The organism is Kothea flammea (assembly GCF_052161645.1).
In the GTDB taxonomy this organism is placed as follows: Bacteria; Planctomycetota; Planctomycetia; order Pirellulales; family Pirellulaceae; genus Laterigemmans.
Genome location: NZ_CP197414.1, coordinates 6678837 through 6695503, shown reverse-complemented (window position 1 = coordinate 6695503; position 16667 = coordinate 6678837). Strand labels below are relative to the sequence as shown.

13 protein-coding genes are annotated in these 16667 nt (G+C 56.7%); 4 read left to right on the top strand and 9 right to left on the bottom strand.

Annotated elements, in window-relative coordinates; translation table 11 throughout:
* Nucleotides 1–42 precede the first annotated feature (42 nt).
* The 5 genes from SH139x_RS24970 to SH139x_RS24950 are packed head-to-tail and all read right to left on the bottom strand — an operon-like array spanning nucleotide 43 to nucleotide 5299.
* Nucleotides 43–1446 (bottom strand): hypothetical protein, encoded by a 1404-nt coding sequence (locus SH139x_RS24970; protein ID WP_488352459.1) that lies wholly within the window; start codon nucleotides 1444–1446, stop codon nucleotides 43–45.
* Nucleotides 1446–2318 (bottom strand): DUF4129 domain-containing protein, encoded by an 873-nt coding sequence (locus tag SH139x_RS24965; RefSeq protein ID WP_488352458.1) that lies wholly within the window; start codon nucleotides 2316–2318, stop codon nucleotides 1446–1448. Before SH139x_RS24965 ends, SH139x_RS24970 begins: the two co-directional genes overlap by 1 nt.
* A complete protein-coding gene (locus SH139x_RS24960) occupies nucleotides 2318–3265 on the bottom strand; it encodes a hypothetical protein (protein WP_488352457.1) in 948 nt (315 codons plus the stop codon). The genes SH139x_RS24965 and SH139x_RS24960 overlap by 1 nt, the downstream gene beginning before the upstream one ends.
* The gene (locus SH139x_RS24955) at nucleotides 3255–4238 is read right to left on the bottom strand and encodes a stage II sporulation protein M (protein WP_488352456.1); all 984 of its coding nucleotides are present in this window, start codon (nucleotides 4236–4238) and stop codon (nucleotides 3255–3257) included. The genes SH139x_RS24960 and SH139x_RS24955 overlap by 11 nt, the downstream gene beginning before the upstream one ends.
* On the bottom strand, nucleotides 4235–5299 hold the full coding sequence (locus tag SH139x_RS24950; protein WP_488352455.1) for an RDD family protein: 1065 nt from the start codon (nucleotides 5297–5299) through the stop codon (nucleotides 4235–4237). The genes SH139x_RS24955 and SH139x_RS24950 overlap by 4 nt, the downstream gene beginning before the upstream one ends.
* Nucleotides 5300–5486: 187 nt before the next feature.
* Between SH139x_RS24950 and SH139x_RS24945 the strand changes: the two genes are divergently transcribed.
* Nucleotides 5487–6221, top strand: coding sequence for an SDR family oxidoreductase (locus tag SH139x_RS24945; protein ID WP_488352454.1), 735 nt, complete (start codon nucleotides 5487–5489; stop codon nucleotides 6219–6221).
* Between the two features lie 309 nt (nucleotides 6222–6530).
* On the opposite strand, the gene SH139x_RS24940 is transcribed toward SH139x_RS24945, so the two are convergent.
* Together SH139x_RS24940 and SH139x_RS24935 are read right to left on the bottom strand one after the other, a co-directional pair.
* A complete protein-coding gene (locus SH139x_RS24940) occupies nucleotides 6531–7052 on the bottom strand; it encodes an NUDIX hydrolase (RefSeq protein WP_488352453.1) in 522 nt (173 codons plus the stop codon).
* A gap of 125 nt (nucleotides 7053–7177) precedes the next feature.
* A complete protein-coding gene (locus tag SH139x_RS24935; protein ID WP_488352452.1) occupies nucleotides 7178–8140 on the bottom strand; it encodes a hypothetical protein in 963 nt (320 codons plus the stop codon).
* A gap of 299 nt (nucleotides 8141–8439) precedes the next feature.
* On the opposite strand from SH139x_RS24935, the gene SH139x_RS24930 reads away from it, so the two are divergent.
* Nucleotides 8440–9201, top strand: coding sequence for an SIMPL domain-containing protein (locus SH139x_RS24930; RefSeq protein ID WP_488352451.1), 762 nt, complete (start codon nucleotides 8440–8442; stop codon nucleotides 9199–9201).
* Between the two features lie 210 nt (nucleotides 9202–9411).
* Here SH139x_RS24930 and SH139x_RS24925 read toward each other — a convergent pair whose 3' ends face one another.
* Nucleotides 9412–11976: a zinc-dependent metalloprotease gene (locus SH139x_RS24925; protein WP_488352450.1), complete on the bottom strand. Its 2565-nt coding sequence runs from the start codon at nucleotides 11974–11976 to the stop codon at nucleotides 9412–9414.
* A gap of 427 nt (nucleotides 11977–12403) precedes the next feature.
* On the opposite strand from SH139x_RS24925, the gene SH139x_RS24920 reads away from it, so the two are divergent.
* Complete coding sequence (locus SH139x_RS24920; RefSeq protein WP_488352449.1) at nucleotides 12404–13984, top strand: PP2C family protein-serine/threonine phosphatase; 1581 nt, start codon at nucleotides 12404–12406, stop codon at nucleotides 13982–13984.
* Nucleotides 13985–14012: 28 nt separating this feature from the next.
* On the opposite strand, the gene SH139x_RS24915 is transcribed toward SH139x_RS24920, so the two are convergent.
* Nucleotides 14013–15176 (bottom strand): GNAT family N-acetyltransferase, encoded by a 1164-nt coding sequence (locus tag SH139x_RS24915; RefSeq protein WP_488352448.1) that lies wholly within the window; start codon nucleotides 15174–15176, stop codon nucleotides 14013–14015.
* A gap of 179 nt (nucleotides 15177–15355) precedes the next feature.
* Between SH139x_RS24915 and SH139x_RS24910 the strand changes: the two genes are divergently transcribed.
* Complete coding sequence (locus SH139x_RS24910) at nucleotides 15356–16660, top strand: outer membrane protein assembly factor BamB family protein (RefSeq protein WP_488352447.1); 1305 nt, start codon at nucleotides 15356–15358, stop codon at nucleotides 16658–16660.
* The last annotated feature ends 7 nt before the right edge of the window (nucleotides 16661–16667 follow it).

Sequence of the window (16667 nt, the reverse complement as noted above, 5' to 3'; positions counted from 1 at the left end):
GTTGCACGGCCGCCGCGGCAGTTGGTGGTCTATCTCGATGATCTAATCGATGGGCCCAACCTGATCTGTTGGTTGACTGGTTGGTTGTTGTGAATTGGTTGCTTGTTGTGAGCTGGTTGGTGTAATCGCTGGTAACTCAGCGGCCGATTGTGACGCGGGGATCACCCAAGGCCCTTTGTCTTCACCCCGAACTCGCACAAAGTATTCGCTGATGCGTACTTTAGCGTATTGTTCACCGCGAGTTTTCGCCATCAGTCCGGCGACCGCATCAATGTGCGCGGCAAAGTCTGTGGTCGTGGGCGATGACTTTTTTTGCGGGCGGCCGAGAATTGGAAATAGCATCAAAGTTACCAACAAGCCACAAACTAAGGCATGGATGGAGATAATGTTGATTGGCCAAGTAGTCAGCATCTCCATGCCGCTGGGGCCCATCTGCTCGGGGTTCAAACTGCTCACGCGGGCGCCAAATTCATCGGTAAACAGGAAGCCAACCTTGGGGGCTGTGGCATCGGCTGAAGGTCGACTGGCTTGTTCAAGTTGAGCTAGCAGCTCGCGGGGGGCCGAATCCAGCAGACCGTAGTTGGTCAGCAAGCTACCGGCGGCGACCACCAGGATTTGAGAGTTGGGCCAAGCGGGCGAAGTCACTTTTCCAACGACAGTTTCTCCGCCGCTGGTCTGCAGCAGGCTGACAAAGTTGGCTTCGGAATCGATAATCTCCTCGGGTGATTGATTTAAGAAATTTGGCATGGGAGCCGCCGCGGCGGCCGGTTTGTCCTGCTGCTCGTCGTATGCTCGTAAGCTAAATTCCAGTTCCAGGGTTGGCGGCAACTGGGGCACGTCGCTAGCCCATGGTCCAGTGGTTTGCGGACCATTATTGTTCGGCTGCCCCGTTCCCGCGGTTGTCTGGAGCTGAGTGGGCGGGGTGAGCGAGACGGCGGTAAACCAACCATTGGTGATGATGCCTGGGCGTTGCAACAGGGCTTGTAATTTGTCCATCCGCGCTCGGGCTGCGCGGCGGCGATATTCGAGACGCTGCTCAGGCTCGGCCAGTTTTGCGGCTTGATGCCAGTAGCGATCAATAATCTGGTGGTCGCGGACGATGTAGACCAACGTTTTGTCACCGCGAGCAAACCACTGGTTAAACCACTCGGTTGCTGCGTTGGACGGAGCTTGGTTAACATTGCTGGTCCAAACGATCGCATCGACGTTATTCAAGCGTTCGCTTAGCCGGGGAACGGTACGATCGTTCCAGTCTTGGCGCCTGAAGTATTCTCGCATCACCCCAAATCCGGCGATGCTCCGCTGGCCGCTGACCCCGTGAGAGCGGCCGTACTCCGTTTCCAGTCGCTGGCAACCGCTCAGGCAACAGAGGCCCAAGATCAATAAGCTAGCCAAGCGTGACGAGACGTTCGCGGCTGACAATCGTGGCTTGGTAGATGTGCGCATCAGGCGGCTTCCCGGCTGGCGGCAAGGAAGGCATCAAAGCTGGCCTGTTCGTTGCGGATGCGATCATACTCTTCGGTTGTCAGCGAATAGCCGCCAAAAAAACTGCGCTCAAACGACGCTACCGTACGTTGCATCACGCCCTGCAAATCGGCACGACCGCGTAACTCTCGAAGGTACTGTTGATTGGTCTTGCCACGGCTTAAGCGAATGGCATGGCAGCGATCAAGTTGTAAGAGTCGCTGGCTAAACAGATAAATAATGGCCTCGCCAAGTCGACCTGTTTGCCGCAGTTGGTCGGCTCTTTCCAGCAGGTTACCCTGGTTTGTCGCCACTTCGATCGGTAGGTGCTCCAGCTTCGCCAGCTCTTCGGCTGTTGGTTCAGAATCGCCGCTGGAGGAAGTGGCTGTTTTGATATCCTCCGTTGGCTCCATCTTCATTACGAGGAAGACCAACATTGTTATCAAGGCGACGAGTGAGATTGCGAACAGAGTCCAACCAATGATGGTGGAGAAATTTGCAAAGATCCACTGGAGAAAAAATGGATAGCTAGCTGGTCCGGTATTACCAGTCGTGAAATTGTTCGACGAACGTGAGGCTTTCTTTGCCTGTTTCGGCTTGGGTACCCAACGGCTGTCACGGTTTACCGAATCATCGAGCCGCGGTGCAACGTCCACCGGGTTGACCTGACGCGACTCGCGATCGTACCAAGGCAACGAGCCCATCGATTCTAACGATTCGGTGACCAAGTCGTCGGCTGCTTGCTGTGCCGCCGCTTGTGGTTCGACTGCCTGCGGCATCGCGGCGGCGATGCCGCTCGGGTTTGCCAAACTAAGCAGCAACCAGCAACTAATCAGCAATGATAGCGTTTTCATTAGGGCGTGCCTCCGGCAACTGGTGCTGTTTTCGGGGGCGTTGTGTGATCGCCAAATTGTCGCATTGCCTCGGCGCGAAGCATTAGCTCGACTTCCCAGCCCTCCAGGCGGATACGGCTGTCCAAGTAGGAAAGAAAGCGGATCACTGTGGCTAGGCCAACCGTTAACCACAAACTGATCGGTAATAATACTAACAAATTTACCAACGACCACCTGACAGAATTAAATAGCTGTTGATTGGCCCAAATGGCGGAAAAAAATAAAGCACAGGCCAACAAGGCAAACAACACGCTGCCAAGCATAAACCGCCCCAATAAATCTCCGCCGATTGGTGAATGCAGCAAACTGGAACGTCGCTGAGCGGTAATTTGATCTGTTTTTGCCTTCCGCAGAGGGCAGCGTTCCAGCACCAAGATTTCAGGCAAGAAGGGGCGGAAGCTGCGCACCGCCATCGCCCAAAATAGAATCAAGAACAGCCAAAATGTCTCCGCTCCGACTGAGATGATTTCGCCCCAGGCGAGCCCCACAACAAACATTGCCGGGATGGCACCGCGGAAAACGCCTAAGCTCCAGAAGAGCCGCGGCGCGATGCGGCTGGTTTCGCGAAAAACATTCCGCCAGGTCGGCCGTTCCTCGAAAACTGCTTGGCCGATGTAGTAGGTCGTGAGAATTCCGGCTAAGGGGGCCTGCAGGAAAATCAAACTGGCAGTCAAAAAAGCATAACGATATCGACTCACCAAGGTTTCTTCATCGTACGCCGCGGTCACCGTCTCCGACCAGGGAAGCCAGCCGAGCAGCAGCGTATTGGCGACTAGCCAGGGCAACACGCCGACGCTGAGGCCGACCAGAATCGCTTGCGGGTATTGGCGAATTAGCATGAATGCCAAATCACCAATCTCGGAAAAAGTGCGCGAGCGGATGGCGACGTGGGTGCGATCAAGTTGCATCGGGACCTCCGCGAGGGAAGCCCAACACGACAAAGTAAAACATCATCAAACCGCTGGAGAAAATTGCCCAGCCGGCTTTTAGCGGGTATGGCAGCGGGCTGGGAGAGATAAAGCCCTCGGTAAATGCGGCCAGCACAAACAAGACAACCGCTGCGGCGATAATCGGCAGGGCGCGGATGGCGTTTTTCTGTAACGAGTCGGTACGTCGCAAGCCACCCGTGGCAAACAAGCCGACACCAAGCCGCAGCCCCGCTCCGGCGGAGAGGGCGATTGCCGTTAATTCAAAAGGACCGTGGGCCGTGACAAATTGAAAGAAATTATCACCCCCGATGCTCCCCTCACGGGCCATGTATCCAAATGACGCACCCAATACCACCGCATTGAAACTGGTGATGATCAGACAGGGCACCAACAAGATGCCCCAGGCAAAACATTGCAAGCCAATCGAAGTGTTGTGTTGAATGTAAAAGCCACTCATCATGATGTAATGATCGGTAGAAGCGCTTAAGGGTTGCTCAAAACTGTCTTCCATGGTCGAGATCTGTTGTCCTCCCAGAACGCGTTCGGCATAGCCGGGGAATAGACTTTCGTTACTGGCCAAGATCATGGAAAGCGTAAACAGCCCAAAGAACACCAACGCGGCAATTCGCACACAGACATCGTTAAAAATTGCTTTGGGAGATTGGTGCAGCACCATTTCGACCCAAGACGAGACGCCCTGGCTGGTGCTGCGATAAAGTTGATTGTGCGCGCGTCCGACGAGGCGATGCAGAAATGCGATTGTTGCCGGCGGCAACTGGTAAGCGTTGGCGAGGGCCAAGTCGGCGCAAGCGGACCGGTAGAGCGTAGCGAATCGACTGACGCTTCCCGGCGTGCGGCGACTGGTCCGGCCGCGGACTTCCAACTGTCCGCAGAGCGTTTCAAGTTCTGCCCACTGTTGCCGACGCTGCTCGAGTAATTTGGCCACGTTCATGACTGATTCTCCGACGAAGTGGGGCTCTCGGGAGCTGGATAAACGCCGACAGTATTGTCCGGCGGAGCATGCGGTGAGGTAGTTGTTTGGACAGTCGTTAAAGGGCCGGCTATGGGCTGCAAGGACGCCGGTTTGGACGATCTCTGCTGCGGGGAAAGTGGTAGTTGATTATTGATATCTTTGAGCAGCGGACTGAACCCGGCTAGCGGTCCGAGGGCCACCGGTTCCTGTTGATCTGCCAAGAACGTGCGATAGTACATTGCGTAGAGCAATAAATCGGGGTCGATGTCGGGGCGAAATTCGAACCGTTCGATCAGTGGCTCTGACAGGTGTTTGGCGATTTCATTGCGACGGCCTTTGGAAAGAAACGCACGCCGTTCGGCGTAACCGGCTAGGGCCTTGGCCATGCTGGCCGAGACGCGGTAATCAGCCGGTATAAAGCTAGCCAGGGCGGGGACCCGCGAATCGTCAACCCGGGCCACCGGCAATGCCCAGTTGCGTTCGTCGATGACGACAATCGTCCCCGCTGCCAAGTCACCGAGCCGCTGCAGGCGACGGGAGCAGAGCATCACCGTCAAGCCGATCACGCCGGTCGAGATGGGCAGCACGGCGAACACCGGATTGTCGGCATCGAGCGCGGCCAGCGTTGTTCCGGGACCTAAATCGGCCACCCGCAGCAAGTTTCGCAACAAAGCTTGTTTGCCATTGATCGGGTGCCCATCAGCGCTGATCACTCGCAGCCCCATCGCCCATTTGCCAGGCGTGCGACCATTGAAGTAAGTCTCGAAGTAAACCCCGTAAAACCAGGTGATGATAAAGTAGGTGACCAGCAGTCCGGCGGCGGCAAAGGCGGGGAAAATCGTGTTCCCAAGGGTAATTCCCAAGAACCCGCCGACCACGATAATGAAAAATACAACCAGCAAGAAACCACCGGTGCTGATGGCAAAGTCCAACAAATAGGCCGGCAGTCGCCGAAAAGGGCCGGCAAGCAGATGCTTGAACCCAATATTTTCGGGGGTGACGACCTCGGTCGTGGTGTCCAGGGGGGCCGTCTGCGGCATGCTAGCAATGATGAGTCAGTCGCTGGGAATTCGTAACGCAATGTGTGTTCGCCAATTCAATAGTATCGGTGCTGGCTAGGTGGAAGGCAACAACCGGGCGGCTGTACAGGTTTCACTAGATTGCTTACGTTGCGACGCCAAACAATTTCCATCACCGCTTCACATCTCGAATTAGCGAGCTAAAGGCATGAATTTGCAAGGAAAATCGGTTGTTGTCACCGGTGGTGGCAGTGGAATAGGTGCCGGTATCGCGCTCGGTTTGGCGGCAGCCGGCTGTCGGGTTGCCATCGGTGGACGCCGCACCGAAACGCTGGCAGAGATTGTCGAGCAAGCCGACCAAGTGCCGCACCCGATCGTCTCGCATCAACTCGATGTGGCCGAAAACAGCAGCATCGATCAGTATTTCGATTGGGCAGAGCAAACCTTGGGAGAAATCGATATCCTGGTCAACAGCGCCGGGATCAACATCGTGAATCGAACGATGGCCGCGATGGAGCCGGAACAGTGGGACCAAGTGATGCGGATCAACGCCACCGGCGCCTACCGCTGTATCCATCGGGTCTTGCCAGCGATGCGTGCCCGCAACGATGGACTGGTGATCAATATCTCCTCGGTCGCCGGCAAACGCGCATTCGCCTTGGGGGGCGTGGTCTACGCAGCCTCAAAATTTGCCATGACTGCCTTGGGAACCACGATCAGCAACGAAGTTCGCGAGGAAGGCGTGCGAGTCACCAATATTTACCCCGGAGAAGTCAATACGCCGATCCTCGATCGCCGTCCGGTCCCGGTTAGCGAAGAACATCGAGCGGCAATCCTCCAACCAGAAGATATCGCCGCCATGGTGGTGGCCATATGCCAGTTGCCTCCCCGGGCCAACGTGCCCGAGATCGTCATCAAACCGACTACCCAAGAATGGTATTAAGTGGCCGCCAGCGATAGCTTATCTGTAACACTTCCGCTTCGCTTACGCTCCTGGAGATATGAGTTCACGCGATGATCATTTTCCCCGCGGAGGCAACGCGATGTGGTCACAAGCAAGCTGTAAGGTTCGCCTGTTGTTAAGTCACTTTGTGGACTGGCTTTACGGCCCCTCAGAGCTGGAGTTGCCGCGAGAGCCGGTTCATAACCAGCCTGCGCGATATAGCCCTCAAGCGAGGAAATACTTACCGGCTGGCCGACGGCTTAACTACGATCGTCATGGATGTTGCTTGACCGACGCGAGACGTCGCTTTCAAACTTGCCGCAGATAGAGGTAGTCCAGCAAGGCGACTAACGTCTTGCCATCCTGGATCGTACCATCGACGATCAACTGCTTGACTTCGTCGAGTGGGATTAATTGGTTTTCAATGACCTCATAATCCTCACGCGCCGGTGCGCCAGCGACAAGTTGCGTAGCCAAGAACAAATGCATCGCTTCGTCGCAAAAACCGGGTGACGCATAGAAAGTACGCAGCGGTTCAAGCTTTCCAGCGCGATACCCCGTCTCCTCGATTAACTCGCGGGCGGCGGTCACCTCGGGTGCCTCGCCTGCTTCCATAGTTCCCGCTGGCACTTCTAACAGCATGCGATCAACGCTGACTCGAAAGTTGCGAATCATCACCACGCGGCCATCAGCGGTGATCGGCAACAACACGACCGCGCCCGGATGCCTAATAATGTCCCGCTGATGTTGCTGGCCATCGCCCGTCAGGTAGGAGACGCGACGCACATCGTAGCGGTCGGCTCGAAATACCACTGATTCTTCAACGGCCATGCCGGTCAGCTCGGAGCTAGGTTTTGAGGAAGTGATCAGGCTGAGTTGATCAGGCTGAGTTGATCAGGCTGAGTGGTAGCAAGTTTTCATGAGGAGCAACAGAATGATGCATATTGCGTACCGGCTTAACGCTGCGGGCGTGCCAGAAAGACTTGAGGATCATCGACGATCCAACTGCTGCTCCAGCGACGCCCATCGTCGGCACTGCAGACGTTATAAAAGAATGTCCGAAACCGTTCAGCGCGATAGCTATAAGGATATTGACTTGTGATGTAGTCTTCTTCCGTTAAATCATCTACGCCGGGCGAAGCATAGTAGTGCACCATGCCATCGGGAGTGACTGACATGCCCATGGTCCACCAACCTGTGGTCGTTATTTGCGGGCCGTTAAAGTCGCCGCCCCGCTTGTTGCCGCGGATGCGAATCGAAGCGTAATCGTGTTCACCCTTAGTCAGTTGTTTGCTCTTGAATTCAATGAACATGCCGGGCCAGTAAACTTCGTCATCGATTTCGCTCCGTTTCAGACCCAGAAAACCCTTCTTCTCCACCAGCGCCGTGGTTTCCAGCGCTAAGCGAAAACCAAAATGCGGTCCGTTGCGAACTTCCCATTCGGCGACCGGAGGGAGGTAAACCCGAGTGACCACGCTGGGGACTTCGGCAACACTGATTTTTCGTTTCATGCGATACTGGACATTGCAGACGAAATCGTCCTGATGCATGGTACCGCTGGGTTGGCCAGGAATCCCGGTGAATTTGGAACGCATCAGCAACGCCCCCTCGCTGCCCGGAAGTCCGCCCGGCGGAGTTGGAACGCGTTGGACCACATCGGGATGTCCCCGCTTGACCCCTTCGTACCAGCGGCCATTGGTCGATCGGCCCGTGGGTGAGCGCTGATCCTCGTCAATATCTTCTGTGCTCTTTGGATTGTTGGGCACGTAGCTCCAATTGGGGTCTTCGAAGTCGTCGCCGACTCCAGTCAAAACGGTGCCAGTGCCGGGAACGACTGGACGTTGCCCCCACGCATTGCTCGCCAACGTACCAGCGATCGCAATAACCGTAATCGCCCACAAAGGGTGGTGGCGCCCCATTTCCAATCTCCTCAGAACTTTGAAGTTTATGAATTCGCGATGGCTGAGCAAAGATTCACCAGGAACTTCAGGAAACTGCTAGCGGCCTGCGATTGAAGGCAGATCAACTAACCGGCTTCGGATACGTCGCAAGCCATCACGATCGGTATAATCGGCAAGGTCTGACAGTGGGCTTGAATAAAATGGCTTGGAACTCGCAGTGGATCTTCTGCGTCTGCTCAAACGGCCGGGTAAATTCCGTTGGCTAATTCGCCAAATAGCCCAACTTTCCCTTGTTTCTAATCGTAAGGACGCTCAACATGTTGTCGCTCAATCATTTGACTGGTCGCAAGTTCACTCACTTTTTGCCGACTGCGGTGGTCATCGCCGCGTTATTTTCCACCACCTCTCTTCCCCTGTTGGCCGAGGATGTTCCCATCGAGTCACGACCCACCATTACCGTCAACGGCCAAGGTGAAGCCCAGCAAGTGCCCGACACGGCCTACGTGAGCGTGGGGGTCCAAACGCAAGCTCCCCAAGCGGGCGAGGCGATGCGGGAGAATAACCGCGCGATGGAACAACTGTTCAAGACCCTCAAGCAGCGAAACATCCAAGACCGCGATATCCAAACCACAAACTTCAGCATCTCACCCCAGTATCAGCGCGATCGCCCTCGCAACAACGAACCGACTGAGCCCAAGATCGTTGGCTATCGAGTCAGCAATCAAGTACGGGTGAAGGTGAGGGATTTGGATGCCTTAGGGCAGTTGCTCGATGAAGTGGTTGTCAGCGGAGCGAATTCGATTTCGGGGATTTCATTTGATGTGGCTGAGCCTCAGCGAGCTGAGGATGAAGCGCGTCAGGCCGCAGTGCAGGACGCAGCTCGCCGGGCCAAGCTGTTTGCTGAAGCGGTGGGGGGTAAAGTGGGCAGGCCATTGCAGATCAGTGAAGTCGGTTATAGCCCCTCGCCGAGGCCTCAAATGATGAGGGCAATGGCTGCTGAATCTTCGGTGCCGATCGCTCGCGGCGAACAACAACTCACCGCCAGCGTCACCATTGTCTACGAGTTGTTGACTGAGTAGGGAAGGTTGTAGAGCGATTGTCCAATGTAGAGCGATTGTCCCCAATCGCTCGCAGCGCCTGCAAACAGCTGGGACAGCGGTTCTACAATGTGCAGGACCGCAAACAGCTGGGACAGCGGTTCTACAATGTGCAGCGCCTGCAAACAGCTGAGGACAGCGGTTCTACAATGTGCAGCGTCCGCAAACAGCTGGGACAGCGGTTCTACAATTTTATTTAGCACCGATGGGGCTGCCGGGTGGGGCTGCGGCTGGTGCGGTAGCTCCCACCGGTAAATCGGGACGCGTCAAAAATCGCGACAAACGATTAGCCACCCAACTCACTTCGGCCGCGGCCGGCGAGTCTGGATTCACCGTTTGCCAAACTTGTAGACGCTCCTGTAACGCAACCAACTGGTAACGAACTTCAGCTCGCACGTCCTCGCGTGCTTGTTCGTTTTCAGCCAGCGCGATCAGTTCGCTCGTGATGACGGTACCAATCCGCCGTGCCGTAGCGCCGCCGGCATCAGTCGCTTGACTACTCAACTGATCATAAGCATGTTCGATCAACGGTGATAGAATCAACATGAGTCCCGGATGATCGCCGTCATTCATTTGTTGCGACTTGAGCCGCGCGGCTCGCGCTGGATGCAGCAGCAAACTCACCGTGAACTCGGTCGCTGTCTCCACGCTGGCTAGCGGATCAAAAATGGGCGAGGTAAATCCAGTTTGTTGCTCGACACTCCAGGCGGTTTGCTGAGAGCTGGGGACCAATACTTTGCTAAGATCCGCGGAGATCGTCAGCGTTTCCGGCATCACCGTTTGCAGCAGCCCCTGCATGGCTCGTTGTTGCTCCGCGACCGCCACCGGAGTCGCCGACGCGTTGGCATCTCCTGGCAAACTGTACGCATAGTCGACGCCACCGATCAGTTTGACGACTGCTTCGGTCTGATAGCGATGATGCAGATAAAGCGGTGCGAACGCTCGCTGTAATTCCCCCGACGACTCTCCCGCCAACAACACGTCGGGTCCAAAGCGCTCGAGCGCGGCACGGCGAACCAACAGCGTCTGTGCCAACTCGGCGACGACGTCTTCGCCATTGTCCCAAAGGTGTGCTCGTGGGTGAGCGCCGCCAGCCGGGCGTGCATCGGAGTCGCTGATGTATGATAGACCATCCGCAATCGATTGTTGAATTAAAGTGTTGAGGGTGTTGGTTTCCGCGCCGGCGTCGCCCAGATCACCATACAGGCAACGCACCGTAAAGTTGTCCCAACTTCCCAGTCCGACGCCATAGGCGTCGCTGGTGTCAATCGTGCCGTCGTCGGCTAGCCGTAATCGTGGTGCCGGGTAATCCATTACCGAAGCCCGGTCGCCGTAGGTGCTGGCGGCGAAGTTATGCGCGATACCCAAAGTGTGGCCGACTTCGTGTGCCGCCAACTGTCGAATGCGAGCCAATGAGACTTCGATGGCCGTCTCCGGCGAACCCCATTCTGAAATTGTGGCGTGGCTAGGTGGAATTTGCATCTCGCAAGTGGTCGCGCCGTTAGCCGCAGCGCCGTTAGCCGCAGCGCCGTTGGCCGCAGTCGCTGGGGCCACGTTCTCGATTAACAACCGGTCTTGACGAACTCGCAACGAACCAAGTGACACATGTCCTTTTAAGATTTCACCCGTGCGCGGGTCAATCACGCTGGACCCATAGGACCAACCGCGTGTTTGCCGATGCACCCACTGGATAAAGTTAAAACGCAGATCGAGCGGATCCATCTCGGGTGGTGCCACCTCGACGCGAAATCCACCTGGAAACCCAGCTTGCTCGAAAGCCTCGCTCCACCATGACGCGCCTTCGAGCAGCGCGCCGCGAATCGGTTCGGGAGCGGCCGCATCGACGTAGTACACGATTGGCTTAACCACTTTCCCCTGCGCGTCCAATTCGAGTCGATGTCGCGTCATCAAGCGGCGGAAAATGGAACGATCAAGCGGAGCCGCATAGTCGGCGTAGCTCACCGCAAAGGAGCCTACCCGCGGATCAAACTGGCGTGGTCGATAACCCGGCTCGGGCAGCTGAACCAAACTAATGCGTTGGCCAATCGTTAATGACTCGCCAGTTGCCGCCACCGCACTCGCTTCCCGTCCAGGCCGCTCGTTGGTGAAAGTCAGCTCGGCATGCAGTTCGAGGTTGTCGGGAAAAGCTTCCAGCAATTCGGGCAATGGAAGGCTGCGTTCGCGATCCAAACTGAAATCACCTTGATCGGCGCGACGCAAGGCTGCTCGAATTCCGTGCCGGTCCGAAACAACAAGGCTGGTCACATCGACAAGTAATGCGTGAGACTGGCCCTCGGCGGCCACCTCGCCCGACCAAAGAATCGAGGAGGCAAACGATTCTCGCACCGCTCGCCGTTCCGCGTCCGAGCCGGCGTCAGCCCGAAATTTGGTGTTTTGCTGTTCCAAGTAAATGCGGGGGCCAATCCGCCGCCAATGACAGACGATGGAATCTCCCAATTGCCCTCGGTCAAGCCCCACCGGGTTGCTGCCCAAGCCGCTGTTCAGAGCGGTGAGAAAGAGGAAATCTTGCCCCAGGTTATCCAGCTCCAGATAAACTTTGCCCTCCTGGGCATCCCAATAAATTGGCCACATCCCCCCATGACGCTGCATCCCGACGGTGAACAGATCAATTGAGGGTAATGCTTGATCGGCACCTTCCGCCGCGGCGACTGTTTGCACACTCGGCGATGTCAGCCCCAGCACCCCAAAAGTGAACAGCGCAGCGCAGGGAATGACGAAGGCGAGCGGACGGAGCATCGACGGTAACCTAATGGCAATGGAAACAGGCAAAAGCAACAGGCGCGGAAGCTCACAGCAAAAACTGCGCGACCAGCCTAATCAGACACGACCAGTCTAGTCAGAATCGTGCGCCCCACCAGCACTCGCCGCCGCGGTGCGCCGCGAGCGAGCGGATGAAGAGGGAATTCGTAGCGGAAGGGCTTGTCGTAGTGGAGGGGCCTGTTATGTGGATCATGCTTGCCGGGTGGCGAAAGTTGCTGGGTTAAGTGGAGTTTCCCGTTTGGCGAAGCTTTGCTTGTGTCGATAACTACTCTCAATTGAAGTCGTAGGCATGGATCAGCGTGCGACTTGATCACACTCATGGACGGATATTTCCCATCCAGCGCAGTTCGCTTGGTAGTTTTTTTGACCAGCGGTCATGCGGATCAGGTCCGAGGCTTTCTCTGTGACGCGACAGATCCCCAGTTATTTGCGATTACACTCTGCTGAGACTTTGGATACCCGGACTCGTGGGGCACGCCCTGAAGAGCATCCCGGTGAGGCGTTTTGGCAAGCCTTCACCGAAACGACCGGCTGGATGATGCAGCCTCGACCTCGCGGCGGTGCTATTCAACTGCGTTCAGCCGTCATCGGTGATGGGGTCATGAGTGCCGAAGATTTATTGGAAGCTCCGGCAGTCTCGCAGGCCGCGGCGGCCCGTTTGGCAACAGCGGCTTGTGAGTTGACCGCCAGGCTCCACAGCGTCGAGATGTTGTTGCGACAGCAGGAAGCCAAACTGGCCGTTGCCGAAGTAACTCCAATTGCTCCCGATCCGGCCCACCAGCCGCACGACGCTGGACAGTTGGCTGACAAACTTGAGTCCATTCTTGCCACTGCCGCGACGGCAATTCGATGTCGAGCCGCGGGGCTCTACATGTTGGATGAAACGACCAGCCTGTTGAAGTTGCGCGCTTGCACAGGGCTCGATCCGGCTAGGTTGACTGATCCGCCGCGGCAGTTGCGGGGTTCCTTAGCCGATCTGGAAGCACTCGTGGGCAGCGTCGTGGAGGTGGACCGCGTCGATGTTGGAAACGCATGGCCTGCTGAAGTTCGTTTCGGCTCCGCGTTATGCTTGGCGGTGAACGTGGGAGATACACCGGTTGGTACGTTGTGGTTCTGGGGAGAGTTGGATCAGCAGTTTGGCGAAGCGGAAAAGTCGGCGCTCCGCTTGGTCGCGCAGTTGGTCGCACATGAATTGACCGCCGACACGTATCGTCGCCGCGCGAACCAAGCGACCAAGGCGGTACGTCCGCTCCGCGCCGCGACAGCTTGGCAGGAACGTCAACAACCGCTTCCTCAGCCGCTCGCTCCTGGGTGGAATATCACTGGTTGGACCGAGACGCCGCTGGCCCTTTCGCGGAGTTGGTTTCACTGGGACGTGTTGCCCGACGGATTGCTGGCGATCGTGCTAGCCGAGGCGCACGCCACGGGCTATGACGGGGCAATGATAGCCGCCACAGCGCGAGCCGCTTGGCAATCTCACTCTGGTTACCGGCATGACCCGGCTCAACTCCTTCGCCGGATCAGCGACACGATGTGGAGTACCAACAGTGGCGACCAAATCATTTCGATGACCTACGCCCAAATCGATCCCACAACGGGTGAGGGAGAGATTGCCACGGCGGGCAGCATCTCAGGCCTGATCGCCAGCCCCTATGGTTTCCGTCCGGTGATCGAACTGAACGACCCGATCGGCGCGCAGATCGACATCAAACCACGCAATCAACATTTTCGACTTGAGTTGGGTGAATTGCTGATGGCCTACTCGGGCGGCTTGGTGCAGGCCGTTGGGCAGCCTGGAGATGCCGCGCATTTGACTCAGCAACGTGTCGCGCAATTGGCTCGCGGCGGTGACGTGACAGATGTCGAGGCTGTGCTGGCACGTTTGCGACGCGAAGCTGCCAAGACCAATGGCTCGAAGGCGGAGCGGACAATTTTCGCACTCTCGCGTCGACCAGTTGCCGCCTCGTCGAGGGCGGATGCGTAATGATCGGCAAGCGGTTTGCAAATCGATTTTAAGCGGATACTTGCTGCGTAAAAGCGGCTGACGTGCGGAGCGGTTGCCTGCCGGTGCGGCGTCGCAAAAACTGGGTTAGCTCGAACTGAGTTAACCACATTTTGTGAAACAGCCGCGAGGACCAACCGGGAGACGCGATTCGCAATTGCAGGCAAGCAGTCGGTTGACAGTGGGCACGTTGTTTGTAGATTTCATCGCCTCGCAAATAATCAATCGCCCTTAAGCTGCCCGTGAAGGCTTGGTGTTGGGTGTAAACCGTTTGCAAGTGTCCGACTTGGAGCGCGTCCATCGCCGGGTTGCGTCCGACGCAGTAGAGATAAAGGCAGTCGTCTTTGCCCACGTAGCCGAGATCACCGGCGGCCGCGACGCCGTCGATCATTAGCACCGACAAGTGCAGCTGCCCCGCGGCGAATGCCAACTGATTCGCTTCGTGGATGAACTCGACGGCCTCCCGCTCCGCAAACGAACCGGGGCTGCTGATTGCATTCCAGCGAGCTTGGTGGAGATCAACCACAACCTGCGTGAGCTTCTGGACTTCTGTATCTGTAGTCGGACTCAGGTGGGTGGCCTGCGGCAAAGCCTTTAGTTTTTTTAGCCGCGATCGTATGCAGCGGCGATTGCTGTTGCCAAATTCACCGAGCCATTGATCCCAACCGCGATCCGTATCGAGTCGCCAAAAGTTCATGCGTGACGAGGCGTGGGAAACAGCCCCCCGCGTGTTCAAGTGACCGACAAAAGCTTGCATCGCCGCGTCTGATTCCGCCACCCCGGCCAATTCAATCCGGTCCCAACCCCATTGGCTATCATCCCAACAATTGGCGAGAAAATCGGCGAACGCCAAGCCGAGTGACTGACGGTCGGCGGCATTGCCGACTAATGAAAAGTAATCGCTGCAGACGCCGGTATCTCCGCAGGACCTCAGCACCACGCCCTCGTAACCTTGACGTTGCCGGTACAGCGGCAACAATCCCACGACAGTTCCCCCGCGATCGTGAGCGACTAGAATCTGGGGCACTCCCGCGGGGCGAAAATGCTCCCACCACTTGAGCAGCCAAAACGGTTGTCGAAAAGGAGTCGCCGTTTCTAACGCATGCCAGGCTGGCCGCAGCGTCTCGATCTCTGCAGGCTCGCTAAAAATCGATAATTGATAGTCGCTAGACATTGCCAAGCAATCATGGGAGTAAAAATCAGCCGGACCCCTAGACCCTAGCACGCAACCCCCGCAATTTGGACTCGCTTGGCTCGATTCTCGCTCGCTCACTGGACGCCAACAGCATCAGTTCGCTTGGTGTATGATTTGTAGCGATTGTCCGTTCTGTCTTCGCAGCTAATGGTGTCCAGGTGATAAATAATCTTTTTCTCTCAAGCGTTTGCTGCGGCTTGGCCGCGGTTTTATCGTTCCCTATCGCGACCCTTCAGGGAGCCGAAAATTGGCCTCAATTTCGTGGACCCAATGCGACCGGTTACGCGCCGCAAGGTTCGCTCCCCAACCAGTGGGTGCCGGGCGATTACCAGTGGCAGTTGGAGCTGCCCGGTGCGGGGGTCGGTTCCCCGGTAGTTTACGAGGGGATAATTTATTTGCTCAATGCCGAACCAGACGCTCGGCGTCGCAGCGTGTTGGCAATCGACGCCAGCAATGGCAAGATTCAATGGCAGAAAAACTTTCCCTTGTTGTCCCATCATCTTCATTCCCGCAATACGTTTGCCAGCTCCACACCTTATGTAGATGCGACTGGGGTGTTTCTAACTTGGGCCGACCCGGAGCGGGTCAGCGTGGTGTGCTTACATCACGGCGGGGAGCTGCGCTGGGAACGTGATTTGGGAACATGGCAGAGTCAGCACGGGTTTGGTGGCTCGCCCGTCATGCTCGATGGCAAATTAATCGTGTTTAATTCCCAGCAATCAGATGACCTCGAGGCTGGTCAAAAGCCGGGCGGTAGCACCATGCTGGCGCTCGACCCTGAGACGGGGGAGACGATATGGCAGGCCAATCTAAACTCGACTCGCGCTTGTTACGGAGTGCCGATTCTTCGTCGTGATGAGAATCGGCGGCTTCAAATTGTGGGTGCCAATACGGGGAACGGGATATTCGCTTTAGATGCCGAAAATGGCGATTTGCTTTGGGATTTACCGGTGTTCTCAGCCCGTTGCGTCAGCTCGCCGCTAATGGTCGGCGAGATCTTGATCGGTTCCGCTGGATCGGGTGGCGGCGGTAATCACTTGGTGGCTGTGCGGCCCCCAAATTCGAAGGCCGAGCGGACGCAAGCCGAGGAGGTTTATCGGCTGGAACGAAACGCGCCTTATGTTCCCACACCGGCCGTCGTGGGCAAATTGCTGTTTATGGTCGACGATCGCGGTTTTGCTTCCTGCGCCGATGCGGAAACAGGTGAAGTTCACTGGAGTCAACGCGTCGGTGGTAATTATGGAGCTTCTCCAATCGTGGTCGGTGACAAGTTGCTGGTGATTAGCCTCAAGGGGAAGGCGACCGTGTTGCGTGCCAGCACCGAGTACGAACAGCTTGGCTCTTTTGAGTTGGGCGACGCCGTGCAGGCCACCCCGGCTGTTGCCGATGGCCGTTTGCTGTTGCGAATTGGCAATACGCTTTCCGCGCTGCAGACTTCGAGCCAAGAACAAGCGGGTGAATGATTCTTTG